24 protein-coding genes are annotated in these 26,131 nt (G+C 62.3%); 6 read left to right on the top strand and 18 right to left on the bottom strand.

Annotated features, from left to right (window positions below; all coding sequences use genetic code 11):
- Window positions 1–70 precede the first annotated feature (70 nt).
- The 3 genes from AB5287_RS04880 to AB5287_RS04870 are packed head-to-tail and all read right to left on the bottom strand — an operon-like array spanning window position 71 to window position 5,918.
- Window positions 71–3,619 carry an ATP-binding protein gene (locus tag AB5287_RS04880; RefSeq protein WP_013410833.1) on the bottom strand — a complete coding sequence of 1,183 codons (3,549 nt, stop codon included), beginning with the start codon at window positions 3,617–3,619 and terminating at the stop codon, window positions 71–73.
- Window positions 3,616–4,290, bottom strand: a complete 675-nt coding sequence (locus AB5287_RS04875; RefSeq protein ID WP_368220783.1) for a DUF4194 domain-containing protein — start codon at window positions 4,288–4,290, stop codon at window positions 3,616–3,618. The genes AB5287_RS04880 and AB5287_RS04875 overlap by 4 nt, the downstream gene beginning before the upstream one ends.
- Entirely contained in the window at window positions 4,287–5,918 is a 1,632-nt protein-coding gene (locus AB5287_RS04870) for a DUF3375 domain-containing protein (RefSeq protein ID WP_013410832.1), read from the bottom strand. The genes AB5287_RS04875 and AB5287_RS04870 overlap by 4 nt, the downstream gene beginning before the upstream one ends.
- A 199-nt stretch (window positions 5,919–6,117) precedes the next feature.
- Here AB5287_RS04870 and AB5287_RS04865 point away from each other — a divergent pair, with 199 nt between their 5' ends.
- Genes AB5287_RS04865 through AB5287_RS04850 form a run of 4 tightly spaced genes read left to right on the top strand, consistent with a single transcriptional unit; the run spans window position 6,118 to window position 9,747 of the window.
- Window positions 6,118–6,765, top strand: coding sequence for an MptD family putative ECF transporter S component (locus tag AB5287_RS04865; RefSeq protein WP_008783739.1), 648 nt, complete (start codon window positions 6,118–6,120; stop codon window positions 6,763–6,765).
- Complete coding sequence (locus AB5287_RS04860) at window positions 6,765–7,466, top strand: energy-coupling factor transporter transmembrane component T (RefSeq protein ID WP_007054304.1); 702 nt, start codon at window positions 6,765–6,767, stop codon at window positions 7,464–7,466. Before AB5287_RS04865 ends, AB5287_RS04860 begins: the two co-directional genes overlap by 1 nt.
- Window positions 7,466–9,079, top strand: coding sequence for an ABC transporter ATP-binding protein (locus AB5287_RS04855; protein ID WP_131213127.1), 1,614 nt, complete (start codon window positions 7,466–7,468; stop codon window positions 9,077–9,079). The genes AB5287_RS04860 and AB5287_RS04855 overlap by 1 nt, the downstream gene beginning before the upstream one ends.
- Window positions 9,076–9,747, top strand: coding sequence for a hypothetical protein (locus tag AB5287_RS04850; RefSeq protein ID WP_007054306.1), 672 nt, complete (start codon window positions 9,076–9,078; stop codon window positions 9,745–9,747). Before AB5287_RS04855 ends, AB5287_RS04850 begins: the two co-directional genes overlap by 4 nt.
- Before the next feature lie 54 nt (window positions 9,748–9,801).
- On the opposite strand, the gene AB5287_RS04845 is transcribed toward AB5287_RS04850, so the two are convergent.
- The 3 genes from AB5287_RS04845 to AB5287_RS04835 all read right to left on the bottom strand — a co-directional run bounded on the left by AB5287_RS04845 (window position 9,802) and on the right by AB5287_RS04835 (window position 12,593).
- Window positions 9,802–10,170, bottom strand: a complete 369-nt coding sequence (locus tag AB5287_RS04845; RefSeq protein WP_008783321.1) for a metallopeptidase family protein — start codon at window positions 10,168–10,170, stop codon at window positions 9,802–9,804.
- A gap of 70 nt (window positions 10,171–10,240) precedes the next feature.
- Window positions 10,241–10,948, bottom strand: a complete 708-nt coding sequence (locus AB5287_RS04840; RefSeq protein WP_007052766.1) for an SDR family NAD(P)-dependent oxidoreductase — start codon at window positions 10,946–10,948, stop codon at window positions 10,241–10,243.
- Window positions 10,949–10,991: 43 nt separating this feature from the next.
- Window positions 10,992–12,593: an ABC-F family ATP-binding cassette domain-containing protein gene (locus AB5287_RS04835; RefSeq protein ID WP_007052765.1), complete on the bottom strand. Its 1,602-nt coding sequence runs from the start codon at window positions 12,591–12,593 to the stop codon at window positions 10,992–10,994.
- A 95-nt stretch (window positions 12,594–12,688) separates the two neighbouring features.
- Between AB5287_RS04835 and AB5287_RS04830 the strand changes: the two genes are divergently transcribed.
- On the top strand, window positions 12,689–12,997 hold the full coding sequence (locus AB5287_RS04830; RefSeq protein WP_032735485.1) for a 5-oxoproline transporter, DUF969 family subunit: 309 nt from the start codon (window positions 12,689–12,691) through the stop codon (window positions 12,995–12,997).
- Between the two features lie 64 nt (window positions 12,998–13,061).
- On the opposite strand, the gene trpE is transcribed toward AB5287_RS04830, so the two are convergent.
- The 3 genes from trpE to hisF all read right to left on the bottom strand — a co-directional run bounded on the left by trpE (window position 13,062) and on the right by hisF (window position 15,998).
- Window positions 13,062–14,618, bottom strand: a complete 1,557-nt coding sequence (gene trpE / locus AB5287_RS04825; RefSeq protein ID WP_075662120.1) for an anthranilate synthase component I — start codon at window positions 14,616–14,618, stop codon at window positions 13,062–13,064.
- An 80-nt stretch (window positions 14,619–14,698) separates the two neighbouring features.
- Window positions 14,699–15,094: a phosphoribosyl-AMP cyclohydrolase gene (hisI, locus tag AB5287_RS04820; RefSeq protein ID WP_013140808.1), complete on the bottom strand. Its 396-nt coding sequence runs from the start codon at window positions 15,092–15,094 to the stop codon at window positions 14,699–14,701.
- Between the two features lie 133 nt (window positions 15,095–15,227).
- On the bottom strand, window positions 15,228–15,998 hold the full coding sequence (gene hisF, locus AB5287_RS04815) for an imidazole glycerol phosphate synthase subunit HisF (protein ID WP_007052761.1): 771 nt from the start codon (window positions 15,996–15,998) through the stop codon (window positions 15,228–15,230).
- A gap of 174 nt (window positions 15,999–16,172) precedes the next feature.
- Here hisF and AB5287_RS04810 point away from each other — a divergent pair, with 174 nt between their 5' ends.
- Entirely contained in the window at window positions 16,173–16,721 is a 549-nt protein-coding gene (locus AB5287_RS04810) for a type 1 glutamine amidotransferase domain-containing protein (RefSeq protein ID WP_053495657.1), read from the top strand.
- Window positions 16,722–16,754: 33 nt separating this feature from the next.
- Here the strand turns inward: AB5287_RS04810 and rlmN are convergent, their stop codons facing one another.
- The 9 genes from rlmN to AB5287_RS04765 all read right to left on the bottom strand — a co-directional run bounded on the left by rlmN (window position 16,755) and on the right by AB5287_RS04765 (window position 25,980).
- A complete protein-coding gene (rlmN, locus tag AB5287_RS04805; RefSeq protein ID WP_053495655.1) occupies window positions 16,755–17,924 on the bottom strand; it encodes a 23S rRNA (adenine(2503)-C(2))-methyltransferase RlmN in 1,170 nt (389 codons plus the stop codon).
- 210 nt (window positions 17,925–18,134) lie between these two features.
- Window positions 18,135–19,121, bottom strand: coding sequence for a phosphatidate cytidylyltransferase (locus AB5287_RS04800; protein WP_053495653.1), 987 nt, complete (start codon window positions 19,119–19,121; stop codon window positions 18,135–18,137).
- A gap of 22 nt (window positions 19,122–19,143) precedes the next feature.
- Window positions 19,144–19,695 carry a ribosome recycling factor gene (gene frr / locus AB5287_RS04795; protein WP_007052756.1) on the bottom strand — a complete coding sequence of 184 codons (552 nt, stop codon included), beginning with the start codon at window positions 19,693–19,695 and terminating at the stop codon, window positions 19,144–19,146.
- 76 nt (window positions 19,696–19,771) lie between these two features.
- Complete coding sequence (gene pyrH / locus AB5287_RS04790) at window positions 19,772–20,512, bottom strand: UMP kinase (RefSeq protein ID WP_007052755.1); 741 nt, start codon at window positions 20,510–20,512, stop codon at window positions 19,772–19,774.
- 173 nt (window positions 20,513–20,685) lie between these two features.
- Complete coding sequence (gene tsf / locus AB5287_RS04785; protein ID WP_007052754.1) at window positions 20,686–21,537, bottom strand: translation elongation factor Ts; 852 nt, start codon at window positions 21,535–21,537, stop codon at window positions 20,686–20,688.
- A 78-nt stretch (window positions 21,538–21,615) separates the two neighbouring features.
- The gene (gene rpsB, locus AB5287_RS04780; RefSeq protein ID WP_007056702.1) at window positions 21,616–22,461 is read right to left on the bottom strand and encodes a 30S ribosomal protein S2; all 846 of its coding nucleotides are present in this window, start codon (window positions 22,459–22,461) and stop codon (window positions 21,616–21,618) included.
- 354 nt (window positions 22,462–22,815) lie between these two features.
- Window positions 22,816–23,304: a peptide deformylase gene (gene def / locus AB5287_RS04775; protein ID WP_007052751.1), complete on the bottom strand. Its 489-nt coding sequence runs from the start codon at window positions 23,302–23,304 to the stop codon at window positions 22,816–22,818.
- A gap of 6 nt (window positions 23,305–23,310) precedes the next feature.
- Window positions 23,311–25,398: a long-chain fatty acid--CoA ligase gene (locus AB5287_RS04770; protein WP_015512206.1), complete on the bottom strand. Its 2,088-nt coding sequence runs from the start codon at window positions 25,396–25,398 to the stop codon at window positions 23,311–23,313.
- Window positions 25,399–25,488: 90 nt separating this feature from the next.
- Entirely contained in the window at window positions 25,489–25,980 is a 492-nt protein-coding gene (locus AB5287_RS04765; RefSeq protein ID WP_008783319.1) for a hypothetical protein, read from the bottom strand.
- Window positions 25,981–26,131 lie beyond the last annotated feature (151 nt).

Here is a 26,131-nt window from a genome sequence, read left to right as displayed (position 1 = left end):
TCCCATCACCTGCTTTCGAACATCGTCGAGTCGAACCGAATCGTCTTAATACCGGCGACGCCAGGACTGCTCATTCGGCAACCCCGTCATCCTTCAATATATCCGACGATGATTCATCGTCCATGTCATTCTGATGCAGCACGGCCTCGCGCAGGGAGGTGAGGCCGGTGTCGGGGTCCTTGTAGGTCACGTAGGCCTTGGTGGAGACCTCGAGGATTTCGCCGGTCTTGCTTTCCGGGGCGGAGACGATGACCTGGAATCCGAGGCGCGGCAGCACCGTGAGGGCGCGCTGCGTGTAACGGCCGTCGGCCTTGATGAGCGCCTCGTCGAGGAACAGCGTGGTGTACGAGGGCTCGCTGGTCAGGCCGCCGCCGAGCAGGTAGATGAGCGCCGCGCCGTATACGAATGAGGTAAGCTCCTGCAAGGCGCCGCCCGAACGGCCGCCGGTGGAGGTGATGCGTTCATCCGGGCCGTCGGCATGATGCACGATGGCGTAGAAGGACGAGCGGCAACGCGGGTCGAGGTTGCGGGCGCCGTAGCTTTTCACGCCGTTCGCGTCCTTGACCTGCGCGAGTTCGGCGCGCAGCAGCCCGACCATCGGCGCGCAGGCCGCGAAAGCCTTGCGCGAGGCGTCGGAATCGTTGACGTCGGCGGATTTCCAATCGTTCAGGGTGCCGATGACGCGGATGAGCTGCGCCCAGAAGGTGCGCTCGGGACGGCGCACGTCCGCGTGCAGGGACAGGCTGCCGTGCTTGGGACCGAACTGCTGGCCTTTGAGCATGGCGTTGATGCGGTCAAGCTGGTCGTGGATGTCGCTGGCATCCGTGTCGATGGCGCGTTTGATGGTCAGGAAGCTCCTGAGCAGCTGTTCGAGGCAGCGCCGGTATTCGGCGTCGGTGGCGGCGACCGCGGCCAGCTGGGTGAGGCTGGCGAGTTCGTCGAGATAGTACCGGTAGTCCTCCACGCTGGCGGTCAGCGAATCATCGTCGGCCGCGTAGAGCGCGATGTAGGTGCTCATTTTCGATTCGACGCCGGTGCGTGCGGCATCGGCCTGGCCGTTCAGCAGGTTGATGCGGGAGGCCATGTCCTTGCCGATGCCGGCGATGGTGCGTTCGGGGAAGCTCTCCCCCGGTGCCTGCGTTCCTGCCGCGCCCGCGCCGATGATCATGTGCGCGCGCATGGCGGCGTCCGCCAGTCCGGCGAATCGGTTGTCGTAGGATTCGGCGAGCGCCGCCGTGACTTCGTCCGGCAGCGGGCCGGACGCGGCGTCATCGTCATTGTCGGCGGTGGCACCGGCGGCGTCCGTCGTGCCGGTGTCGGCATGGTCGCGCAGCCAGATGAGCGCCGCTTCGACGGCGCTGCCGGCGCGGGCCGCGGCCTGGTCGGATTCGATGCGCTGGCGTTCCACACGGTCGAGTTCGGCGTTCAGTTCGTCGCGCTGTTTGGCGAGTTCGGCGAGCTTGGGATCGTTTTTGATGGATGCGATGGCGTCCTGCGTGTCCGTGATGGTCCGTTGCGCGCCGGCGATGTCGATGCGCTCCCAGGACGTGTAGGCGAGCTGGTTGGCCAGTTCGAGTTCGCGGTGGAGGTTATCGGACTGTGTTTTGGCGGCCGTGTAGTCGGTGTCGGCTTGGCTGAGCGCGTTGCGGGCGGCGTCGACCTGCGCTGCGAGCGCGTTGAGGTAGGTTTCGTTGACGAATCCGATGACCTGGGCGCGGTCTTTGGTGCCGTGCTGGCCGCGTGCGCCGGATTTGATCTGACCGTCGGCCTGCACCTGACGGTTGGTGCGGTCGGTGTCGTCGATGGCGGTGACGCATAGGGCGTCGAATCGTTCGTCCTGGGTCTGCGAGCGCAGCCAGTCGGCGAAGGGCGAGTCGTCGCGGTAGCGCAGTTTGCCGGACAGCCAGTCGCCGTCCTGTTCTCCGGTGAGTATGTTCGCGTGCGCGCCGGTGTCGTCGTAGTGGCGTGCGGTGTCCACGAACTGCCAGGTGCGTCGGGGCATGGTGCGCGGGTCGATGGTGCTGACTTTGGCGGCGAAGCCCTGTTCGTGGCGCTTGTCGACGAGGATGGTCTGGGCGATGGGCGCGTAGGCGACGTTCATGGCGAGACGCCAGTCTTCCTCGTGTTCGTTCACGTCCATGAGTTCGGCCACGTACGGCAGTTCGGCGGGGGTGAGTCCGGTGGCGCGGCAGAGCATGGCGCGGGTTTCGTCCATCTGCTGGGAGATGCGGGTGCGCTGGGAGCGTTGCCGGTCGAAGTCGCGTTGCAGTCGTTCGAGGTCGCCGCGTGCGCCGGCCCGCGCGTTGATGGCGGCGGTGAGGGCTTCCTCGCATTCGCCGTCTCGTTTGTTGTATTCGCGTTTGAAGTTCACGGCGTTGATGCGGCGTTCGTTCCAGGCCTGTTCGTCGCCGGGCAGCGTCTCGCCGATGGATGCGAACGTTTGTTTGATTCGTGTTCGGTTGGCTTGCACGTCTTCGAGGGTGCGGCGGGCCTGGTCGAGTTCGAGTTCGAGTCGGGTCAGGTCGCCGCCGTCCAGACCCTGCATCTGGCCTCGGATCATGTCGAGACGGGTGCGCAGGTCTTCGGTTCGGCGGCGCAGCAGCTTGGCTTCCGCCTCGCTGTTCTGTTGTTCGGCGCGATCGGCGGGCAGTTGGACGGCGACTTCGCCGCGCATGCGGGCCAATGCCCAGTCGCGCAGCACGGCCGGCACCGTGCCGTCGACGGCCGGCTTGACCGGTTCGAAGGCGCGGGCCTTGCCGCGTGCGGCGGCGTATTCGCCGTAGGCCTGTTGGATGCCGCGCAGCGTGTCCATGCGGCGGGTCTTCTCGTCCATGGCGTGGAAGTTCTCGTCGTAACGTTCGTAGTCCTCGACCGTGGTGCGGGCCAGGTCCAGGGCTTCGGGCACGCCGAGCACGCCTTGTTTGAAGATGTCGTCGAGCCGGGAGGGCGCGTCGGCGGACTGGATCTTGTGCAGCAGTCGGCAGGCGGCCTCGCTCAGGCCCATTGCGCTCCAGATGTGTGTGTGGAACGCTTCGGCGCTGGGGAATGTGAGGCAGTCGGGGTAGGTGGCTTTGAGCTGGGCCGGCGTGAACGGGGCGTCACGGTATTGGTCCATGCGCCTGGGGTCCACGGGCTTGCCCCAGACCACGTACTGTCGGCGCACGTCGCCGCGGCCGTCGCCGGGCATCAGGTAGAGGAATTTGGCGCAGGAGAGCACCTGGCCGGTGGTCTGGTTGCGATAGGTGTCCACGATGGCGCCCCACACGGGTTGCGGTGCGCCGTTCTCGTCGCGGCCGCGCAGGTAGAGCGGCTCGTCGCCGGTTTCGGTGCTGCCCACGCCGACCATGCCGCGCAGGTAGGTGTAGTCGCTGCGTTCGGAGCGGCCGGAGTTCGAGGCCTTGTTGAACGGCGTGCCGGTTGGGTACAGCAGGGAGATCTGCGCGTCGACCAGCGTGGATTTGCCGGATTCGCTGGCGCCGGCGAGCAGGGTCACCGGCAGCTTGTGGTCCGTGGAGGGGCGGAATTCGTGGTAGCCCTCATAGGAGCCCCAGTTGATGAGTCGGCGGGATTCCAGCATCCACCGGTCCGCGATCATCTGCACGTCTGTCGCCTGCATCATTCGGCTCCCTTCTCGTCGTCATCGTCATCTTCCGTGTCGCCGTCGCCGTGTTCCGCGACGTCGAGCCAGGTGTCGGCCAGTTCGCGGTCGAGCACCACGGGCACGAGCGGCGTGATCTGGTACATGGCTTCGTCGTCCAGGCGCACCAAATACCCGTAGGTGATCATCGCGGAGACGATGGTGCCGATCTGCTTTGCCACGCCTTCCTCGTCGTTGCGGGCGGCCAGATAGCCGGCGCCGGTGGCGAGCGCGGCGCGGATCTCCTCAAAGCTGACGAGCCAGTCGGCGGGGTCGGCGTGCACGTTCTCGTATTCGAGGACGCGGATGCGCAGGAAGGCGAGCAGCGCGGCCTCCTCGCGTTTGAGGCTGACACGGGTTTTGAGCGAGCGCAGGGTCACGTCGTCGCCGGCCACGGGCGTGGCGTACATGATGCGGTAGCGTTCGTTGATCACCAAGTCGAGCAGGTCGTTGTTCAGGGAGCGTACGACGGCGTCGCGGTTGTCGAGCACGGTGTCGTAGGTGGGCCCGCTGATATAGCGGTCGCGTTTGAGGGCGATGGCGGCCATGCGTGCCTCGGCCGGCATGTCGCCGGTGTCGCCTTCGAACAGGGCGTACGGGTTGGCGTTGTCCATATGCTCCTCGTGTTCCTCGTGTTCCTCGGCCACGGTCATCCTTCCTCCACAATGATGCTCAGCTCGTCCATGTCGGCCAGCACCGGTCTAGTGATCCAGTTCCGGGGCTCGCCGTCGATCGATACGCAATGCCAGGTCGCGGTATCGCCGCGCTGCGCCGGGGCCGGCTCGGTGGCGATGTCGCTGTCGACCCCGACGCCGACGCCGTCAGTGGACGGCTCGTCGGCGATGGCGTTGCCGCTTACGGCTCCCAGCCCGCCCAGGAAGCCGACGATCTCGCTTTCGCGGCGTTCGCTTTCGGGCAGCCGGTTGAAGCTGGCGGCGATGTCCACGAGGGTTGCGCCGGGCCTGTCATCGGACCTGTCAACGGTCACCGGGTTGCGCCGGATGAGGCTGACCATGCGCAGGAGTCGGGGGCCGCCGCTGTTGACCATGTCCCGCAGATCGGCCACCGGAGTCGACTGCGGGGCTTCGGCGGCGAGGTCGCTCAGGCCGGGTGCGGTGGCGCGGGTCATGGATTTGGCCGGGCGCATCGGCAATGGCGCGAACAGCGCGTCCGAGGTGGCCGTGTCGTACGGGCGCGAGGCGTCTCCCATATGGGTTTTCGCATCCGCGTTGAGGCGCGCGTACAGTCGGTTCAAGCGGGTGAGCATCGTGCGGTAGCGAGTGTCGGTTTGCTGGCGCACGAGCCGGCTGATCGCCTCGTCGGAGACGCGCATCTGGCGGCGCACGGCTTCGATGCCGTCGTAGATGCGGGCCAGTTCGTCGCGGATCTGGCCGAGCAGCACGCCGGATTCGCCGGCCAGATACGGGGTTTTGGCGATGGCGCGCAGGGCTTCGTCGATTTGCTGGCGGCCCTCGTCGGTGATGATCACCTGGAAGGCGTCCTCGAAGCGGCGGCCGCTGTCTGATTCGCTGAACGAGCGGCGGTATTCATCGTGGTAGCGGGTCAGGTTCTCGTCCACGCTGATGTCGCCGGCCTGCATGCGCCGGCGCAAGGCGTCGCCGTTGTCCCGCTCGTCGAGCACGAGTTCGCGCAGGTCGATGGGCACGCCGCGCAGCGTGTTGTGGATCACGGCGATCACGTCCTCCACCTGGGCTTCGCTCAGCGTGGCATGCTGCTTGCCCTGTTGGATGCGTTTGATCTCGTGCTTGCGTTCCTTGATTTCACGGTTGAGGAGTTTGATGCGCTCGCCGGGGTCGGCGGTCAGCTGCATGCGCGCGTGCTCGATTTCCATGATGATGCTGTTGGCCTGCGCGCCGGACAGGGCGCGTGATTCGTCTTCGAGCCTGCTCAGCGCCTCGATGGCGCGGTGGGCGCGGGCCGTCAAACGGTAGAGGAATCGGTGTGAGGCCGCATCATGCGAGTTGGCGAGCCAGGCGTAGTCGCCTTCGCCTTCACGGGTCAGGTCGGCGAGGATCTGATGAGCGGCCTCGGCGAAGGTCTGGTCCTCGCGCGGCGCATATTCGCCGGCGTCGGCCAGAGCGTTCAGACTTTGCGCGAACCGCTCCTCCACGGTCTCGCGCGGCAGCTCGCCGGTGAGCGGGTCGAACGTGGAACGCAGCAGCGACACGTACAGCATCGCGTTCTGGCGCAACAGCAACCGCAGGACGCCCGTCTCATACACCGGTCGCAGCCGTTCCAGCTCCCGCATCACATCGGCCACAGCATGCCTCCCTCTGTCGTGACCGCACCATACTAGCCGATAGCCGCGAACCACACCCCGCCCGCGCCACGTCCTTCGCCCCCCACAGGGAGGGGCGCCAAGCCATGCTAAAAATCACAGACAGACTATTGCCTTTGCGGGAAATCATCGTTAGATTGGCGAGAGGAATATTGTCAATGCATACGAAACGGAAAACATCGTGACCGCACCGAACACGCCCGCCGAAACCTCTGACCAGCTCAACAAGCCCGCCAAATCCGGCAAACTGGAGGTCTCCGACCTCATCACCATCGGCGTGTTTGCGGCCCTGTACTTCGTGATGGTGTGCATCGCCACACTGGTGAGCACCCTGTTCACCGGCGGCTTCGGCTCCATCTTCCTGCCCGCCATCACGGCCCTCATCTCCGGCTGCGTGTACATGCTGCTGGCCGCACGCCTCGGCAAATTCGGCGGCATCACCGTCATGGGCGTGATCATCGGACTGTTCCTGTTCATCTCCGGGCATTTCGTGCTTTCGTTCATCGCCAGCATCGTGTTCCCGGTGGCGGCCGACCTCATCGCGCGCGCCGGCAAGTATAAGAGCAAGGCGCTACTGCTCGTCAGCTACGTGGTGTTCTCCTACGGCCTGACCGGCCCGATCCTGCCCCTGTGGTTCATGAAGGACGCCTACGTGGCGAGCCTGCAGGCGCGCGGCAAGGACGCAGCCTACATCGACGGCGTATTCGTCAACATCAACACCGGCACGTTCTTCATCTCGATGATCGCGATTCTGGTGTGCGCGGTTCTCGGCGGCTGGTTCGGCCAGCGCATGATGAAGAAGCACTTCATCAAGGCCGGTATCGCCTGATGAATCCTGCCCGCCGGACGCTCGATCCGCGCGCGAAACTCTACCTTCTGCTGGTGGCGAACCTCATGCTGTTCTTCCACGTAGGGCTCGCCACGCAAATCGTCATGGTCGTGCTGTTCCTGCTGCCCCTGCTGGCGGCCGCCCGATGGCGAACCGCGTTGAACTTCGGCGTGACCTATGCAGTACTCACCGCGCTGGGAATGCTCGACCCCGATGCCCTGGGACTGCCGTGGCTGCATGTGGTCTCCGCGCTGGCCGTGGGCGTCACGATGATGCTGCCCTGTTTCATCACCGGCGCGTATACGTTCACCACCACGTCCGCGAGCGCGTTCATCTGCGCGATGCGGCGTATGCGCGTGCCTGAGGCCGTGGTGATTCCCTGTGTGGTGGTCATCCGCTTCTTCCCGACCATCGCCGAGGATTACCGGCAGATTCGCAATGCGATGGCGTTGCGCGGCATCGCGTCCGGCGGCTGGGGGCTGGTTCGTCACCCGGCCCAATCGTTGGAATACATTCTGATTCCGCTGCTGATGAACGCCACCAATGTGGCACAGGACCTGTCGGTGGCGGCACTGACCAAGGGGCTCGGGCGTGAGGGCGAGCACACCTCGCGCACGCTGATCCGTATGACCGTGGTCGACTGGCTGGTCATGATTGTGGTCACTTTGCCGCTCGCGCTCGATATCGCGGGGGTGATCTGATGGGTGGCAACCAATCGCAGCCGAATGCAACTGCCATTATTGGGACCGGCAAGGGTGGCCCACTCGACACGTCTGCGGGAACCATCGCCTCCCGTGGCATCTCCTTTACCTATGACCATGCCGCAGAGCCGGCATTGCGCGACATCACGTTGACCGTGCCCGCAGGCGAGTGCATCGTGCTGTGCGGGGCGAGCGGCTGCGGCAAAACCAGCTATACGCGCGTTGCCAACGGGCTCATCCCCTCATTCTTCCATGGTGCGTTCGCCGGCAACCAGACCACGTGCGGGCTGGATGTGGAGACCGTGCCGATCGACCGGCTCACCCCGCTGGTCGGCAGCGTGTTCCAAAACCCGAAAACCCAGTATTTCAACGCGAACGTCACCGACGAGCTCGCCTTCCCGGCCGAAAACATAGGGCTGCCGGCCGAGGACATCAATCGTCGTATCACGGCCGTGGCTGAGCGCTTTGGCATTGGGCATCTGCTGCATCGCAGCATCTTCCACCTGTCGGGCGGCCAAAAGCAGCGCATCGCCGTGGCGGCGGCCACCATGCTGGGGCCCAGGCTCGTGGTATTGGATGAGCCGACCAGCAATCTCGACGCGAACGCCATCGCGGACATGCGCGCCATGATCGAGCAGATGAAGGACGAAGGGCTCACCATCGTAATCGCCGAACACCGACTCGCATGGCTCAACGGCGTGGCCGACCGGTACGTGGTATTCGACGGCGGGCATATCGTGCAGGATTACGAGGCCGATGAATTCCTGTCCCTCTCCCCCGGCTGCGTGGCCGCCATGGGATTGCGGGCGTTGGACCTGCAACCGTATCGGCACCGGATTGCGACGCTGGCTTCAAGCCCGGCCGCGGATGAGTGCACTTCGGCATTGCTCGGCACCCATAACCTCACCATCGGATACAAAGGCAAGGACGGCTTCACCCGCGCCATCCCGGACCTGCGGTTCCGTGCCGGCGAAATCACCGGGCTCATGGGCAACAACGGCTGCGGCAAGACCACGCTCGTGCGCACGTTGACCGGACTCATCAAGCCTGTTTCGGGCCGCATCGAGCTCAACGGCGTGCCCGCGAAACCGCGCGACCTGACCCGCGCCGGATTCCTAGTCATGCAAGATGTCAACTACCAACTGTTCTCCGACAGCGTGCGCGAGGAACTGCTCATCGGACTCGACGAGACGGATGCCGGCATCACCGCTCAAGCCAATCAGGTCATGGCCGATCTTGACCTTGCAGCGTTCGTCGAACGGCATCCGATGAGCCTGTCCGGCGGGCAGAAGCAGCGGGTTGCCATCGGCTCGGCATTGATGTGCGGCAAGGACCTCATCATCTTTGACGAGCCCACCAGCGGACTCGACCGCTACCACATGGAGCAGGTCGGCGAACTGCTGCGGCAACTGGCGAGCCAAGGCAAGGCGATTCTCGTGGTCACCCACGATGAGGAGCTCGCCGCCGGCTGGTGCGACCGCATTGTCAATCTTGGCGCCGACGATTCCGGGAACAACGGCTCGCATGCCAGTAACCCAGATGCCAGCAGCCCCAACCCTAATGCCTCTACCAATTTCGCCACCGCATCCACCCATGAAAGGAACGCGCAATGACCGCCAGCAACACCACGGATTCCACGGCCTTCGACATCACCGACTGGCTCGGTGAATGGGAAAGCTTCGAGCATTACATTGATTCGGATGACGCCGCCATCCAGCAGACCTGGGAAGCCGCCGAGCAGGCGGTGCTCGCCAACCCGAAGATGGCCCCGATGGCCGCGCGCGGCATCAGGACGTTCTGGTCGATGGCTTGCTCCACCACCAGCCCGGAGAACATCATCCATATCGGCTACTGGCGTGTGAACGAGCCGGCCGCCGAATCCGGCTCCACGGACGATGCCGCGCTCGCCATCGAATGGTTCGCCGAGGACGACACCAGCCTCGACACCTACGAATACACCATCGACCATGTCATCGAGCACGGTCTCGAAGGCTCCCCCACCTTCGTGTTCCACACCACCGATCCGGCCGCCGAAGACAGCCCGTTCCGCTGGCTACTTGCCATCAATCCGCTGCCTTCGCGCAAGGCGTTCGCCGAGGGCGGGCTGCTCAGCCACCTGCATTTCCAGTACGCCAACGATCTGCACACGCTCGTCGCCACGGATGAGGCCACCGGCGTCGAGACCTTGCGCAATCCGCGTTGGTACGCCACCATGTGCGCCAACGAGGGAACCGTCGAGGACCGTTGCGCCATCATCCGTGCGTTGCACCACTTGCAGTAGACCTGGCAACATACGGCAGTATGGCGGCTCCCCGCTAGTGAAACTAGCATCGCTTCAGTAGCCGTGCGAGTGCAGATACTCGTCATCGAAGCCGAAATAATGGCCGATTTCGTGCAACACGGTTTTGCGGATCCGTTGGCGCAGCTCGGCCTGTGTTGAGCATACGCGTTCATGCGGCCCCTTGAACAGGGTGATGACGTCCGGTATCACGCCGCTGTAGCCCGTAGTTCGCTTCGTGATGGGTATGCCCTCATACAGTCCGAGCAGTTCACCGCACGGATTGCTCATTGTGGCCAGTTCGCGCTCATTGGGTTCGTCCGCAACGACGATGCCGACATTCTCCAGCACCCGCGCAAACCGTTCAGGCAAATCATCCAACACCTGTTCAATTGCCCGTTCAAACTCATCGTCACTGATGTGCATTCGCTCTCCACACGCGAAATGCCTTGGCACCAAGTATGTACCAAGGCGCTGAAATCTCAGACTAGCAGGCTCAGCTGTTGCGGTTGATCTCGATGTCGGTGACGGTGAGGTTGGCCTCGTTGATCAGGTTGAAGAGGATGACTTCAGCCAGCGGGCCGGGCTGCATGAAGGTGTGCTGCTTGGCCTCGGAGACGTAGTCGCGACTGTCACGGTAGAAAGCGGTATCAATGCCGCCCGGATAGACGGCGACCACCTTGACACTGGTGCCCTTGTATGCGGCCTGCAGGCTCTTGGTGTAGCCTTTCTCACCCCACTTGGTGGCGCAGTACACGCTTTCGTTCGCGTTGCCGCGTGTGGCGGCGGTGCTCATAATCTGGGCGATTTTCACGTTCTGCTCGCCGCAGGCCTTGAGGGTTTCCACCGTCCACAGAATCATGCCTTTGAGTCCCTTGAGACATTTGTCGACGTCGGCGGCCTCGTAGGCGGTGGGCACCTTGAACGAAGGCTGGCCGGCGTTGTTGATGAGCAAATCGATGTGGCCGAGCGTGGCGATATCCGCCACGGATTCCTTCACGAACGCTTCGTCGGTGATGTCGCCGACGTAGGCGCGGTAGGAGTCATCGGGCCACTGCGCGGTCAGTTCGGCCTGACGTTCGGCATTGAAGTCGACACCGGCCACCAGCCAGCCGTTGGCGATGAGCTGGCTGGCGAGCTCGTAGCCCAAGCCCAGCGCGCTGCCGGTGACGATGGCGATTTTCTTACCTGTTGTGGTTGGCATGGCAGACCTCTCCTACTACTATTCTTCGGCTACGAGTTTACTACTATTCTTCAGCTACGAGTTCGAGATACGAATCATTCCAGAGGTCTTCGTCGCCGTCGGGCATGAGGAGCACGCGCTCGGGGTTGAGCGCCTCGACGGCGCCCTCATCGTGGGTGACGAGCACGATGGCGCCCTCATACTTGGCAATGGCCTTCAGAATCTCCTCACGGGAAGCGGGGTCGAGGTTGTTGGTGGGCTCGTCGAGCAGCAGCACGTTGGCTCGCGAGGTGACCAGCGTGGCCAGAGCCAGACGGGTCTTCTCACCGCCGGAAAGCACGTGAGCCGGTTTCATCGCGTCGTCACCGGAGAACAGGAACGAGCCGAGAATCGAACGGGCCTGCGTGTTATCGAGCTCGGGCGCCACATGCTGCAGGTTCTCCAACACGGTGGCGTTCAGATCCAAGGTGTCGTGCTCCTGCGCGAAGTAGCCGATCTTGCAGCCGTGACCGTATTCCACGGAACCGGTGTCCGGCTCCTCGATGTGGGCCAGCAGGCGCAGCGTGGTGGTCTTGCCGGCACCGTTGTAGCCGAGGATCACCACACGCGAGCCCTTGTCGATGGCCAGGTTCACGCCGGCGAACACGATGTTGGAACCGTAGGCCTTGGAAATATCCTTGGCCATGATCGGCGTGCGGCCGCAGGGCGCGGGCTCGGGGAAACGGATGTCCGCCACCTTCTCGGCCTTCTGCGCCTCGGAGGTGTTTTCCAGCAGCTTTTCGGCACGGCGCATCATGTTCTGCGCCGCCACGGCCTTGGTGGCCTTGGCGTGCAGTCGAATGCCTTGCTTCATGAGACGGTCGGCCTTCTTCTCGGCCACTTCGCGTTCGCGGCGGCGGCGCTCCTCGTCCACCACGCGCTGGTGCAGGTAGGCCTTCCAGCCAAGCGAATACATGTCGATCTGGCCGAGCTGCGCGTCCAGATGCCAGACCTTGTTCACCACTTCGTCCAGCAGTTCGGTGGAGTGGGAGATGACCAGGAAGCCGCCCTCGTACTTCTTCAAGTAGCCGCGCAGCCATTCGATGGAATCGGCATCCAAGTGGTTGGTCGGCTCGTCGAGGATCAGGGTGTCGGCATTGGAGAACAGGATGCGCGCCAGCTCGATGCGGCGGCGCTGGCCACCGGAGAGCGTGCCGAGCTGCTGCTCCATGACCTCCTGCGGCAGGCCGAGCGAGGCGGCCATGGAAATCGCCTCGGACTGGGCCGCGTAGCCGCCGGCCTTGTCGAAGTCCTGCATGGCCTTGTCGTACCGGGTCATGGCCTTGCTCATCACGTCCGGATCCGGGTCGGTCATATCCTTTTCGGCCTTGCGGATGCGGTTGATGATGGTGGCGATGTCGCGCGCGCTCATCATGCGGTCGAGCGCGGTCTGTGTGGGATCGGAGGCATGCGTGTCCTGCGGCAGGTAGCCGAGCTTGCCGGAGACGCGCACCTTGCCGGCGGTGGGCAGCATGTCGCCGGTGATCACGCGGGTCAGCGTGGTCTTGCCGGCGCCGTTGCGGCCCACCAGACCGATCTTGTCTCCCTTGGCCACATGGAAGTTGGTGGGGTGAAGCAGCGTGCGCGCGCCGATCTGAATTTCAAGTCCCTGCACCTCAATAGCCATGAATAACCTACTTGCCTGTTACGAATACTGTCTCTTACCAAAGTCCGACTGTCCATCATAGCGAACACCATGCCGACCGGGCTCAGCCGACGCTCATGTGTCCATACGCAGCCGCGCAACTGATCGGCAAGGTGAAGAATGCGACGCCCGGTATGGTGATCGCCCTGTATGGTGTGATGCGTCTCGTGTCCGCCGCGTTCAACGTGAGTTTTGGTGGCGTGGCCGGGTTCGTGCGTCCGGTCATTATGCCGATGGCGGTGGGTGCGATTGAAGCGTCCGGTCACAAACCGAACGGCACGCCGACCATGGAAATCGCGACCATGGCGCACGGTATCGAAGCTGCCATCGAAGCCGCTGTGAGCACCGAAACCGACGCCACCGACATCATGGGCGAAACCCACTAACGTACAGACAGCGATGCCCCCGCCGACAACTTCTGTCAGCGGGGGCATCGCTATGCGTTGAACGTTACAGTTCGCGCAACTGGGCGGCGATCTGGATGGATTCGACGCTGGCCTCGGCCTTGTTGCGCGTCTCCTGCCATTCGGTGGCGGGCACGGAGTCGAGCACAATGCCGGCACCGGCCTGCACGCTCGCCTCATGGTCGCGCAGGAACGCGGTGCGGATGGCGATGGCCATGTCCATGTTGCCGGAGAAATCGAAGTAGCCGACGGTGCCGCCGTAGATGCCGCGGTCGGCCGGTTCCAACTCGTCGATGATTTCGACTGCGCGCGGCTTAGGCGCGCCAGACAGCGTGCCGGCCGGGAACGCGGACTTGAACACATCGAATGCGGTCAGCGAGGGGTCGACCTTGCCGGTGACCGTCGAGCAGATGTGCATGATGTGGCTGAAACGCTTGATGTCCATGAGCTGCACGACTTCCACGGACTGCGGCACGCACACCTTACTCAGGTCGTTGCGAGACAGGTCGACGAGCATGATGTGCTCGCTGCATTCCTTCGGATCGGCAAGCAGCTCCTTGGCGAATTTCTCGTCTTCCTCAGGGGTGGCGCCGCGAGGGCGGGATCCAGCAATCGGGAAGGTCATCGCGTGGCCGTTGTCCACCTTGATGAGGGTTTCCGGGCTGGAGCCGATCACGTTGAAGTCGCGGCCCTGAGCGTCGGTCAACGCCATGAAATACATGTACGGGCTCGGGTTCAGCGTGCGCAACACACGGTACACGTCGAACGGGTCAGCAGGCGAATCGATGTCGAGGCGCTGGGAGATGACCACCTGGAACACGTCGCCGTCGACGATGTACTGCTTGGCTCGTTCGACGGCCTGCTCGTAGTGGCTCTTCTCGGTGCGGAAGCGCAGCTCGGGTTGGGCGACCGTTTCGTCCAGGATGTTGACGCGGGACTCGTCCGGAGCCGGGGTGGCGGCATCGCGCTGCATCTGGTCGAGTCGAGCGACGGCCTCGTTGTAGGCAGCGTCGGCGCGAGTGGATTTATCATCCACATTCACCGCATTGGCGATGAGCCATACCGAACCGGATACGTGGTCGACCACGGCGATATCGGTGGCCAGGGCAAGCACGGTCTCAGGCTGGCCGGTCTCGTCCGGAGCTTCGGCGCGCAGGGTCGGTTCCCAGTGGCGGATGGCATCCCAGCCGACCGTGCCGACCAGACCGCTGGTCAGGTTCGGCAGGCCTTCCACATGCGGGGCCTTCAGAGTCTTCAACGTGGCGTGAGCGACTTCGACTACATCACCGGTGACGGGCACGCCGACCGGGACCTTGCCCAGCCAGTCGGCCTGACCGTTGTTGGAGCGCAGCTGGGCCATCGAGTTGACGCCGATGAAGCTGTAACGGCTCCACGTGCCGCCGTATTCCGCCGATTCGAGGATGAAGGTGCCGGATCGGCCGCCGGCGAGACGCTCGTAGAAGCCGACCGGGGTGAGCGAGTCGGCGAGCAGACGGCGCACGATCGGAATCACACGGTAGCCGGCGTCGGCCAGTTCGTGGAACTGGCCGCGACTGGGCCAGGTGGCGCCCCACTTCAGGTGTTTGACGCTGCATTCGCTCATATTCGCTCCTTTGCTTACAACTCGATGTCTTGTTTCGTAGTACGCGGTCGTTCGGCTTCCCCCAGTCAGGGAAGCCCGTTCTACTGCTCGGCCGGGCGATGGCCTTCGACCACGGACAGGGGGCCGCCTTCGAGGAAGCAGCTGCGCTTGCCGGTGTGGCAGGCGGCACCGACTTGGTCTACTTCGACGAGCAGTGCGTCTCCGTCGCAATCCAGGGACACGCCCTTGACGTATTGCACATGGCCGGAGGTATCACCCTTGCGCCAGTATTCCTGACGGGACCGGGACCAGAAGGTCACGCGGCCGGTGGTCAGCGTGCGGCGTAATGCCTCGTCGTTCATGTAGCCGACCATCAGCACCTCGTGTGTGTCGTACTGCTGGATGACGGCAGCGACCAGGCCCTTGGCGTCACGCTTCAGGCGTGCGGCAATACGGGGATCGAGTTCAGTGGAATTGTCGTATGTAGTGTCTGTCATACCTATCTTCTTTTTGTGGACCACCCTCAGTCAGCTTCGCTGACAGCTCCCGGATTATGTGCGACGTGCGCATAGCGCACTGCCACGAACAATTCACTGGATTGTTCGTCCAGCGGGAGCAAGGTGTATTCGTTTAGCGAACGGTGTAGCCGTGCTTCTTGAGTTCCGCCTTGACATCGGCGATGGTCAGGATGCCGTAATGGAATACGGATGCGGCCAGCACCGCGTCGGCACCTGCTTCGATGGCGGGCGGGAAGTCCTCGACCTTGCCGGCACCGCCGGAGGCGATGATCGGAATCTTGACTTCCTTGCGCACGGCGCGAATCATCTCGAGGTCAAAGCCTTCCTTGGTACCGTCGGCGTCCATCGAGTTAAGCAGAATCTCGCCGGCGCCAAGCTGCTCGGCGCGCTTGACCCACCAGATGGCATCAATGCCGGTGGATTTGCGGCCGCCCATCGTGGTGACCTCGAAGCCGGATTGCGTGTGTTGCTCGCCCTTTTCGCGGCGGGCGTCCACGGAGAGCACCAGCACCTGGTTGCCGAAACGGTCGGCCACGCGGCTGATAAGCGACGGGTCGTTGATGGCCGCCGTGTTGACACCGACCTTGTCTGCACCGCAGCGCAGCAGCGAGTCGACGTCCTCGGGCGTGCGTACGCCGCCGCCCACGGTCATCGGAATGAACACCTGTTCGGCGGTGCGGGAGACCACGTCAATCATCGTGTTGCGGTGGGAGCTGGATGCGGTCACATCCAGGAAGGTGATCTCGTCGGCGCCCTGACGATAGTATTCGGCCGCCAGCTCCACCGGGTCGCCCGCATCCTTGAGGTTTTCGAAATGCACACCCTTCACCACGCGACCGGCGTCAACGTCCAGGCACGGGATGACTCGTACCGCCAACGACATGCTTCACTCCCCTGTTCGGCTTTGCATTACAGTCCTTCAGACTACCTACCGCCCGTTACATGCGCCGCACCTGTTTCTGGAATATGAGAATCATCATATTGAGCACCGGTATGGCAGCCGCTCGGCATGAGAGAATGGCTCGTGGAAGTTGTTCGCCGAATCAAGGAGATTGACATGGCTGTCGAAAACAGCAGAGTACTGATCATCGTCAACAACTGGGGTATCGAGGAGACCGAGCTGACGCGCCCGCTGCGCGATCTCAAGGCCGCCGGTGCCAAGGTGACGCTTGCCGCCACTACCTTGGACCCGTGTGAGACGGTGCAGCACGACCGCTACGAAGGCGAGACGCTGACGCCGGATGCGCTGCTGAGCGACGTGCAGACCGCTGATTATGACCTACTGGTGGTGCCCGGTGGTACCTGCAATGTGGATCGTATCCGCGTCAATGAGGATGCGATCGCGCTGGCGCAGGAGTTCGCGCACGAAGGCAAGCCGATCGCCGCGATCTGTCATGGCGCGTGGCTGCTGGTCAACGCGGGTCTGGTGGCTGGCAAGACCGCCGCGCCCTGCCGCTATATCGCCGCTGATATCGAGAACGCGGGCGGCCATTACGTCGACGAGCAGCTGCACGTGGACGACGCCAACGGCTTCAAGCTCATCACGTCCCGCAAGCCCGACGATCTGGGCTACTTCGTGGACGCAATCAAGGATGCGCTGAAGTGACGGAATCGCCGCAGGCCGATTCCGTCACCGAAACTACCGCTCCTTGGCAGCAAGCTGGCCGCAGGCGCCGTCAATATCCTGACCGCGGGTGTCACGCAGTGTGGCGGTGATGCCCGCGCGGTGCAGGATCTCCAGGAACCGCTGTTCGTCTTCCGGCTTGGAGGCGGTCCACTTCGAGCCCTCGATGGGGTTGAGCGGAATCGGGTTGACGTGGGCCCAGTTGTCGCCGTAATGGTTAAGCCTCTTGGCCAGCAACTGCGCATGCTCGGCCTGGTCGTTGATGCCGCGCATCAGCGCGTATTCGATACTGACGCGGCGCTTGGAGGCCAGCCAATAATCGTGCGCGGCATCCAACACCTGCGCGGTGTTGAAACGCTTGTTCATCGGCACCAGCTCGTCACGCAGTTCGTCGCTGGGGGCATGCAGGGAAACGGCCAGACGCACGGGAATGCCTTCGGCAGTGAGCTTCTTGATGCCGGGGACCACGCCCACCGTGGATACGGTGATGTTGCGCGCGGAAATGCCGAAGCCTTCGGGAGGCATGGCGGAAATCTGTCGTACGGCGGACAGCACGGAGTTGTAGTTGCCCATCGGCTCGCCCATGCCCATGAACACGATGTTGCTCAGGCGGCCCTCTCCCCCGGCCACTTCGCCGTCGCGCATCATCTTGGCGGCCACACGCACCTGTTCGATTATTTCACCGGTGGACATGTTACGGGTCAGGCCAAGCTTGCCGGTGGCGCAGAACGGGCAGCCCATGCCGCAGCCGACCTGCGAGGAGATGCACAGCGTGGTGCGGGTCGGGTATCGCATAAGCACCGATTCGATGAGGGAGCCGTCGAACAGCTTCCACAAGGTCTTGATGGTGGTGCCTTCGTCCGCCACTTGGCGGGTCACCTCGGTGATGAGCCGCGGGAAAAACGCGGCGGCGGCCTCGCTGCGCTTAGCTGCCGGAAAATCAGTGAATTCGGCGGCATTCACATCGAAATGGCCAAAGTAATGGTTGGCGAGCTGCTTGACTCGGAACTTCGGCAATCCGAGTTCGGCCGCTTTCTCGACGCGCTGCTCGGGCGTCATATCCACAAAGTGCAGCGGCGGCCTACCACGGCGGGCATGGTCCTTGGATAGCACGTCACGGAAGGCACCTGATGTGCCGCCGGGAGTAATGCCGGTTTCCGGAGTGTCAGGATGCTGTGTGGTCATGATGGGTTCGCTTCGCTCTCAATATCAGAAAATAGTCAAACATGCAATAGAAATATCAGAATCCACCATACGGCGTGCCGCATACGAATCAGATGGCCCATGTCTTAGCCCATAGCGAACGCATATTGAACGATGATTTCCCCATATATGGCATGTGGCACCGTGCGATATACACACGATGCCACATTGTTCATGCACGAGACATGCGAATCACAGTCCGGTGATCCACAGCAAGGCGCAGGTGAACGGTGCACTCATCAAAATGGAATCCACACGATCCATCACACCGCCGTGCCCCTTGAGCAGATGGCCCATGTCTTTGATACCGATATCGCGCTTGAGCATGGAAGCACACAAATCACCGAACGTGCCCACGGCACCGATGAGAATACCCGCCACGATCGGCACCCACCAACGAGGGGCCCATTTCGAGGCATCATACGTGCATGCGAATACGGCAAATGCGCCAGCCATGGCGAAGAGCATCGAGCCGACAAGGCCCTCAACGGACTTCTTCGGCGAGATGCGCGGGCTGAGCTTGTGTTTGCCGAGCCAGGCACCGGCAAACAAACCGCCCGTATCGGATAGGGCGGGTAGGAACACCAGCATGATGGCGTGTGCAATCGGATGCCCATTAAAAGTCAGTGAGATGATGACGCAGCTGGCCAACAACGGAATATACAACACGGTAAGCACGGACACAGCCACATGGCTGAGCCGGGAATGATGCTGTTCCCCGCCCTCATGATTAAACGAGGATTCGAGGCGCGCGCTGGCATCCGTGTTGGACAGTTTGCCGGCAACCGCCAGAGATAGGCGGTTGCCGACGCTGATTTTTGCGCTGGCCGCGATGGCGACCAGAATAATCGACACGATGATACTCAGCGACATCGTGATGAGATGGTACGGGGAATAGTAGGTGGCAATGAGGGTGAAGGACGAGCACAGCCACAGCATAAACACCGGGAGGTGCAGGCCTACGGTGGCGAAGTCCACCCTGAGCTCCCACAGCGCCAGAATCATGAACACGACTACCAGCAGCACGAAGAGGTCGACGCTGAGCAGCAGGCACGCGACAATAAGGATGACCAGTGCCGCGCCTGTGGCGATGGCCTGCGGCATGTTGCGGCCGGTCTTCTTGTTGATCTGGTCGAGCGTCTCCTCGGCCTCTTCATGGGGTTGTTCGTTGCGTTCCATAATTCTCCGGACCTGGTCTGAATCAGACCTCCATGATCTCCTTCTGCTTGGTCTCCAGCAGAGTATCGATCTCGTCGGTAACGGACTTGGTGACCTTGTCAAGATCCTTCAGCAGGCGATCGCCTTCGTCCTCACCCATCTCGCCGTCCTTGACGGCCTTGTCGATGGTTTCCTTGGTCTTACGGCGAATGTTGCGCACGGCGACCTTGCCATCCTCGGCCTTGCCCTTGGCGAGCTTGACGTATTCCTTACGACGATCCTCGGTGAGTTCCGGCATGGTCAGACGGATGACGTTGCCATCACGGTTCGGGCTGATGCCGAGATCGGAGTTGCGCAGGGCCTTTTCGACGGCACCGGCCTGGGAAGCGTCAAACGGGGTGACGGACAGGGTGCGCGGTTCGGGAACGCCGATGGAGGCGACGGCCTTAATCGGGGTGGGGGCACCATAGTAGTCCACGGTGATGCCGTTGAGCAGGGCCGGGTTTGCGCGACCGGTGCGGATGCCGGAGAAGTTTTCCTTGGTGTTTTCCACGGTCTTGGCCATCTGTTCCTTGGCCTGGTCGATAAGAGACATATTCACTCCTTGTGTGTTGGTGTTCGTCAGTGTTGTTCGTCTATGAACGCTTGATTCGATTGTGGGCGTTTGCGGCTTACTCGGCCACGCGCGATTCGGCGGTGGAGACCAGCGTGCCGATTTCATCGCCGACGAGGGCGCGGGTCACGTTGCCCGGCTCTTCGAGGCCGAAGACGCGGATGCGCTTCTTGTTGTCGCGGGCCATGGACAGTGCGGAGGCGTCCATGACGGCCAGATTGTCCACGAGGGCGCGATTGTAGCTCAGGGTTTCAAAACGCTTGGCGTTCTCGTCCTTGCGCGGGTCGGCGGTGTAGACGCCGTCGACGCCGTTCTTACCCATAAGTACCTCGTCGCAGTGGATTTCGAGGGAACGCTGGATGGAAACCGTGTCGGTGGAGAAGTACGGCATGCCGGCACCGGCGCCGAAAATCACCACGCGACCCTTTTCAAGGTGACGGATGGCCTTGAGCGGAATATACGGCTCGGCGACCTGTCCCATGGTGATGGCGGTCTGCACGCGGGTGGCCTGCCCCTCCTGCTCCAGAAAGTCCTGTAGAGCGAGGCAGTTCATCACCGTGCCGAGCATACCCATGTAGTCGCCACGGGAACGATCGATACCGGCCTGCTGCAGTTCGGCACCGCGGAAGAAGTTGCCGCCGCCGACCACGATGGCCACCTGCACACCCTGTTGTACGGCCGGAACGATCTCCTCGGCAATGCGACGAATCACCTGGGTATCGATGCCGACCTTGCCACCACCGAATGCTTCGCCGGACAGCTTGAGCAGAACTCTGCGCGGATTGTCGCTATCAGTCATATTGTGCCTTTCTCAAAACCGAAAGTGCGAAATTATCCGTAGACAAGCGTATCGGTTTACGACGACACCCCCTAGCAACGACACCCTTGGAATAGCGAAACGCCATCCGATTATTGAATAACCGGATGGCGTTTCGTTGAAATTACGCTAAGCGCGTGGAGTAAGCCTTAGGCTCACTCCTCTTCGCCCTTGCCGACCTCGACACGAGCGAATGCGGTGGCGTTGCCACCGACTTCCTTGAACAGGTCGCCGACGGTCTTGGACGGGTCCTTGACGAACGGCTGCTCAAGCAGCACGACTTCCTTGAAGAAAGCGTTGAGACGGCCTTCGACGATCTTCGGAACGATCTTCTCCGGCTTGCCCTCGGCCAGGGACTTCTCGGTGGCCACGCGACGCTCGGACTCGACCACATCGGCCGGAACGTCCTCGCGGGTCAGCCACTTGGCGCCCATGGCGGAGATCTGCAGAGCAGCTTCGTGAGCCACGGCGGCGCCGGCCTTGTCGGTGGCGATCATGGCGACGATGCTCGGCGGCATCTCGGCGGACTTCTTGTGAGCGTAGACTTCGACGTGCTCGCCGGAGATCTTGGCGAACTGGCCGACCTTGACGTGCTCACCGAACAGGGCGGCGGCCTCTTCGACAGCCAGCTTGACGGTGGTGTCGCCAGCCTTGGCCTCGAGCAGCTCGTCAGCGGAGTTGGCGTCGGCGTCCACGGCGTAGCCGAGAACTTCCTCGGTGAACTCGACGAACTTCGGGGTCTTGGCCACGAAGTCGGTCTCGGAGTTCAGCTCGACGGCGTAGCCGGTCTCGCCATTGGCGGTCTCGACGACCTTGGAGGCGATGGTGCCTTCCTGAGCCTTGCGGCCTTCACGCTTGCCGGCTGCGGCGATACCCTTGGCGCGGATGATTTCCTTGGCGCGGGCGACGTCGCCTTCGGCTTCGGTCAGAGCCTTCTTGACGTCGAGCATGCCGGCGCCGGTGTCTTCACGAACCTGCTTGATCAGTGCGGCGGTAATTGCTGCCATTGATTATTCTCCTTGAGAAATTTTGCTTACCCGTGAACGATGGGAAGCGCTTATTCAGGCACTTCCCATCGTAGAGCATCACTCGGCCTTGGGGGCCTCGGCGGTTTCGCCCTCGGCGGCAGCCGGAGCGGCGGCTTCAGCGGAAGCCTCGGCAGGAGCCTCATTGGTCAGGAGTTCCTTCTCCCAAGCGGCCATCGGCTGCTCGGCGGCTTCGCCCTCGGCCTTGTTGGCGCCGGAGCGCTCCAGCAGACCTTCGGCGACGGCGTCAGCCATCAGGCTGGTCAGCAGTTCGATGCCGCGGATGGCGTCATCGTTGGCCGGGATCGGGTACTCAACGGTGTCCGGGTCGGCGTTGGTGTCGACGATGGCGACAACCGGGATACCCAGCTTGTGAGCTTCCTCAACAGCCAGGGCTTCCTTGGTGATGTCGACGACGAACATCGCGGACGGGGTGCGGTTCATGTTGCGGATACCGCCCAGCTGCTTGTTGAGCTTGTCCTTCTCGCGCTCGAGCAGGAGGAGCTCCTTCTTGGTCAGGCCGGAGCCGTGCACGTCGGTGAAGTCCATTTCCTCAAGTTCCTTGAGGCGGTTGACGCGCTTGGAGACGGTCTGGAAGTTGGTCAGCATGCCGCCGAGCCAACGCTCGGAGACGTAGGGCATGTTCACGCGGGTGGCCTGGTTGGCGATAGCTTCCTGAGCCTGCTTCTTGGTGCCGACGAAGAGCACGGTGCCGTTGTGGGCCACGGTGGTCTTGATGAAGTCGTACGCCTTGTCGATCATGTCGAGCGACTTGAACAGGTTGATGATGTGGATGCCGTTGCGCTGGGTGAGGATGAACTGCTTCATCTTCGGGTTCCAACGACGGGTCTGGTGGCCGAAGTGCAGGCCAGCCTTCAGCATATCGCTCATAGTGATCTGAGCCATGGTATTACTACCTTTCATTGTCGGTTCTTGCCTGGCCATGCGCACCTGCGTGCAGCTGCTCCCCCGGTTTCACGAGTTGTGCAGCCGACCGACACAAGCCGTCGCGAGCATGACGCGAATTTGTTGTGTGCCGGTTGACAATATTGGGTGGCTCTGGACACCAGCGACTGCGTCCGTTGCCGGGTGGCACACGAGTTTCGAGAATAGCACGGAGCCGGTACTAAAAAAACAGGCTCCCCTCTCTGAGGGGAGCTGTCGCCGTAGGCGACTGAGGGGAGTCACGGGCGGTACCGGCAGAACCACCCTCAGTCTCACTACGTTCGACGGCTCCAGCCAGCGGGAGCCGAGTATGGACTACTTCGCCTGACGATTGCGCATGTAGCGCAGGGCTTCGCGGCGTTCTTCCTTTTCCAGGCGATCCAAATACACGTGGCCATCGAGGTGGTCGCATTCGTGCTGAAGCATACGGCCCATCAGCCCGGAGCCCTCGAGCACGACCTCGTTGCCGTCCAAGTCGATGCCACGCACGCGAGCGTAGTCGGCACGACGGGTCTTGTACCACAAGCCGGGCACGGACAGACAACCTTCATCGCCATACTGCTCGCCGGACTTCTCCTCGAGTACGGGGTTCAGAACGTAGCCGACCTTGCCGTCGATGTTGTAGGAGAAGGCCCTCAGGCTCACGCCGATCTGGTTGGCGGACAGGCCCGCTCGGCCCGGATCGTCCACGGTTTCCAACAGGTCGTCAACCAGGCGGCGCACGGCCGGGGTGATTTCCTTGATCTCATCGCAGGGGGTGCGCAGGACTGGGTCGGGCACGACCCTGATCTCACGGATGGCCACTTCTCGTTACTCCTCATTCTTCTCGTCAGCCGGCTGGTCCGGCTTGCTGCCGGTGTCAGCGGCATTGTCAGCGGAATCGCCGGTCTCGCCCTCTTCGGGTTCGGCCTTCGACTTCTTGATCTTCTCCGACACGCTAGCAATCGAATCAGACACGCTGGTTTTCATCTGTTCCGAGGCCTGTTTGACCTGTTCGGACGCCTGCTTGACCGATTCGGAGGATTTCTTGACGGTCTCCAGCGTGCTGTCGATGATCTTGGCAGTGGCGGGCAGCGGCTTGTTGGATGGCTTGGGCGCGTACAGATCCTCCTCGATGACGGTGGCGTAGCGCTGCAATACCTTGGGACGCACCACTTTCATGCTCGGGGTGAGTGTGCCGTGCTCCTGACTGAATTCCTCATCCAGCACCGCGAATTTGCGCACGGACTCAGCGCGGGAGACATTGGCGTTGGCCTGGTCGATGTACTGCTGGATAAAGGCGCGCACCGCGTCGTTGTCGCTGGCCTCGGCGAGTGTCATGTCGGCATTGAGGCCCTGACCTTCCAGCCAGGAATGCAGCATTTCGGGGTCGAGCTCGATAAGTGCGGACACGAACGGCTTGCCGTCGCCGACTACTACTGCATGAGCCACGATCGGGCAGGTGTCGATGACATCCTCCATCGGGGCGGGGCTGATGTTCTTGCCGCCGGCGGTGATGATGATGTCCTTCTTGCGTCCGGTAATGAAGGTGAAGCCGCGGTCGTCGATACGACCCAGATCGCCGGTTTTGATCCAGCCGTCGGCAGTCATCGTCTGTGCGGTGAGTTCGGGCTGCTTGTAGTAGCCAAGGAACACGTTCGGGCCGGTCAGCTCAATTTCATCGTCTTCGCCAAGACGCACGCCCATGCCAGGCCCAGGCTTGCCGACCGAACCGATCTCGTTGTCGTCCTCCCAATTGACGAGCATCGGAGCGGCGGTTTCGGTCATGCCATAACCCTGGATGAAGGTGATGTCATTCATGCCGTTGAAAAAGTGGGCCAAATCCACGTTGAGCGGCGCACCACCGCAGGCCAGCCATTTGAGGTTCGGTCCGAGAGCGGAACGAATGGATTTGCCCACCGTGGCCATGTAGAACGAATGGCGCATGCGCTCGATGAACGAATGGCCGCGACCGGCCTGCTCATCCTTGCTCCACTTGACGAAGTGCTTGACCGACTGGGCGAAGATATGCCCCTGGATGCCGGCACCAGCCTTCTGCGAGGCCGCGTTATACACCTTCTCGAACACACGTGGCACGCCCAGCAGGTAGGTGGGCTTGAAGCTGCGGATATCGGCGAGCAGTCGCTTGGCGTCGGGAATGTATCCGACCACGCCGCAGCCACCGATGCACACGTACTGGATGTAGCGGGCGAAGCAGTGCGCCAGCGGCAGGAACAGCAGCAGACGGTTGTCGTCGTACAGCATGCCACGCAGAATCTCGTAGCCGTTAAGCACGATGTGCGTGTAATTGCGGTTGGAGAGCATCGCGCCCTTGGGCTTGCCGGTGGAACCGGAGGTGTAGACCACGGTGAGCAGATCATCGGCTTTGATACGAGCGATAGCCGCATCCAACGTCTCATCGGATACGCCATGCCCGAAGTCAACGACAGCGTCAAGGCCATCGGCCTTGAAATTGAACACGTATTTCATGCCCGGATGATTGACACGGATCTGCTCAAGCGTCTGTGCGCGCTGGAAGTCGCCGGCAAAGGCGATGGCGGGATCGACTTCCTCGACGATGCCCGCGGTCTGACGGGCGGAATCGGTCTCATAGACGGGCACAACCACAGCGCCGATTGCCGCGCAAGCGAAATCAGCCACACCCCACTCATAGCAGGTAGGCGAGTAAATCAGCACCATGGTGCCGGCTTTGACGCCAAGTCCCAACAGGCCCTTGGCCACCTCGCGTACGCGGGACAGCATTTCAGTAGCTGTGGCGCTGCGCCATTGGTGGGTGTTGTCATCCTGCCATTCCGCGATGATGTCATCCGGCGTGCGAGCTGCTCGTTTGGACAGCAGCGAGTAGACGGTGTCGTCATCGGTGGTGACATATCTGGGTTCTTCTACATGTTCACGCATGGTCACTACTATAGGCGAACCAGCCTATGACACGGCAGAACCGTCTTCCGCTACCAGCGTAGGAATCGGTGTGCGGGCGGGGCCGTCTGGTCAGCCCAAATCGGCATAGATGCACATCCATCGAGAACCGATGTACTTCAGTTTGAGGTTGACTCGCAGATTTTCCTGGCCGATGGTCATGAATACCGCCATTTCCAGCGTGTCCTTGCCGGTGATCATGCCGTCGATCAATGTGGGGACAGTGGGCAGATAGCAGAATTTCGCTTTGAGCTCCGGATGAGTGACCATGTGGATGCCGAGCAGGTATTGCATGGTTTGCAGCCGGTCCAGGCATGGTTTTGTCATGGCTCTGTTGAGATGTGCGACGCTGAGTTTGCCACGTATCGCGTCCGCCGATGTGCAGGCGATGCGGCATGCAGCCATGGCCATGGAATGACATTCCTTCGCATTCAGCCCGCCTATGAATGTGGGTTGGATGTGATACCGCACCGGGCGATCCGACAGCTCCACAACGATGAATCCGTCATAACTCGGCAACGGCCCGTACTGATATGTGCCGTGGAAAAATCCCGAATACTCCATGATGACCCCCTTCAAGCCCCCTTGCAACTCACCATCATCGGCGAGCGTCTGTACTACAACATCACGAAAGGCGCGCCAAGTCAAACTACTTGAGCGCGCCTTCGGGCAAGTTAAGCCTCCTGCATGGAGGGCAAACCCCCATTTTCAGGGG

Source organism: Bifidobacterium sp. RTP21102st3_E2_RTP21102_210122 (genome assembly GCF_040916945.1).
Classification (GTDB): domain Bacteria; phylum Actinomycetota; class Actinomycetes; order Actinomycetales; family Bifidobacteriaceae; genus Bifidobacterium; species Bifidobacterium longum.
Note: the sequence above shows the minus strand (reverse complement) of the source record. Positions and strands in the feature narration are given on the sequence as shown.

Bases quoted from the DNA above. Each gene is read 5' to 3' on its own strand.
- AB5287_RS04880 (WP_013410833.1), bottom strand. From the start codon at position 3,619: ATGATGCAGGCGACAGACGTGCAGATGATCGCGGACCGGTGGATGCTG.
- AB5287_RS04875 (WP_368220783.1), bottom strand. From the start codon at position 4,290: ATGACCGTGGCCGAGGAACACGAGGAACACGAGGAGCATATGGACAAC.
- AB5287_RS04860 (WP_007054304.1), top strand. From the start codon at position 6,765: ATGAATCCTGCCCGCCGGACGCTCGATCCGCGCGCGAAACTCTACCTT.
- AB5287_RS04855 (WP_131213127.1), top strand. From the start codon at position 7,466: ATGGGTGGCAACCAATCGCAGCCGAATGCAACTGCCATTATTGGGACC.
- AB5287_RS04850 (WP_007054306.1), top strand. From the start codon at position 9,076: ATGACCGCCAGCAACACCACGGATTCCACGGCCTTCGACATCACCGAC.
- AB5287_RS04845 (WP_008783321.1), bottom strand. From the start codon at position 10,170: ATGCACATCAGTGACGATGAGTTTGAACGGGCAATTGAACAGGTGTTG.
- AB5287_RS04840 (WP_007052766.1), bottom strand. From the start codon at position 10,948: ATGCCAACCACAACAGGTAAGAAAATCGCCATCGTCACCGGCAGCGCG.
- AB5287_RS04835 (WP_007052765.1), bottom strand. From the start codon at position 12,593: ATGGCTATTGAGGTGCAGGGACTTGAAATTCAGATCGGCGCGCGCACG.
- AB5287_RS04830 (WP_032735485.1), top strand. From the start codon at position 12,689: ATGTGTCCATACGCAGCCGCGCAACTGATCGGCAAGGTGAAGAATGCG.
- trpE (WP_075662120.1), bottom strand. From the start codon at position 14,618: ATGAGCGAATGCAGCGTCAAACACCTGAAGTGGGGCGCCACCTGGCCC.
- hisI (WP_013140808.1), bottom strand. From the start codon at position 15,094: ATGACAGACACTACATACGACAATTCCACTGAACTCGATCCCCGTATT.
- hisF (WP_007052761.1), bottom strand. From the start codon at position 15,998: ATGTCGTTGGCGGTACGAGTCATCCCGTGCCTGGACGTTGACGCCGGT.
- AB5287_RS04810 (WP_053495657.1), top strand. From the start codon at position 16,173: ATGGCTGTCGAAAACAGCAGAGTACTGATCATCGTCAACAACTGGGGT.
- rlmN (WP_053495655.1), bottom strand. From the start codon at position 17,924: ATGACCACACAGCATCCTGACACTCCGGAAACCGGCATTACTCCCGGC.
- AB5287_RS04800 (WP_053495653.1), bottom strand. From the start codon at position 19,121: ATGGAACGCAACGAACAACCCCATGAAGAGGCCGAGGAGACGCTCGAC.
- frr (WP_007052756.1), bottom strand. From the start codon at position 19,695: ATGTCTCTTATCGACCAGGCCAAGGAACAGATGGCCAAGACCGTGGAA.
- pyrH (WP_007052755.1), bottom strand. From the start codon at position 20,512: ATGACTGATAGCGACAATCCGCGCAGAGTTCTGCTCAAGCTGTCCGGC.
- tsf (WP_007052754.1), bottom strand. From the start codon at position 21,537: ATGGCAGCAATTACCGCCGCACTGATCAAGCAGGTTCGTGAAGACACC.
- rpsB (WP_007056702.1), bottom strand. From the start codon at position 22,461: ATGGCTCAGATCACTATGAGCGATATGCTGAAGGCTGGCCTGCACTTC.
- AB5287_RS04770 (WP_015512206.1), bottom strand. From the start codon at position 25,398: ATGCGTGAACATGTAGAAGAACCCAGATATGTCACCACCGATGACGAC.
- AB5287_RS04765 (WP_008783319.1), bottom strand. From the start codon at position 25,980: ATGGAGTATTCGGGATTTTTCCACGGCACATATCAGTACGGGCCGTTG.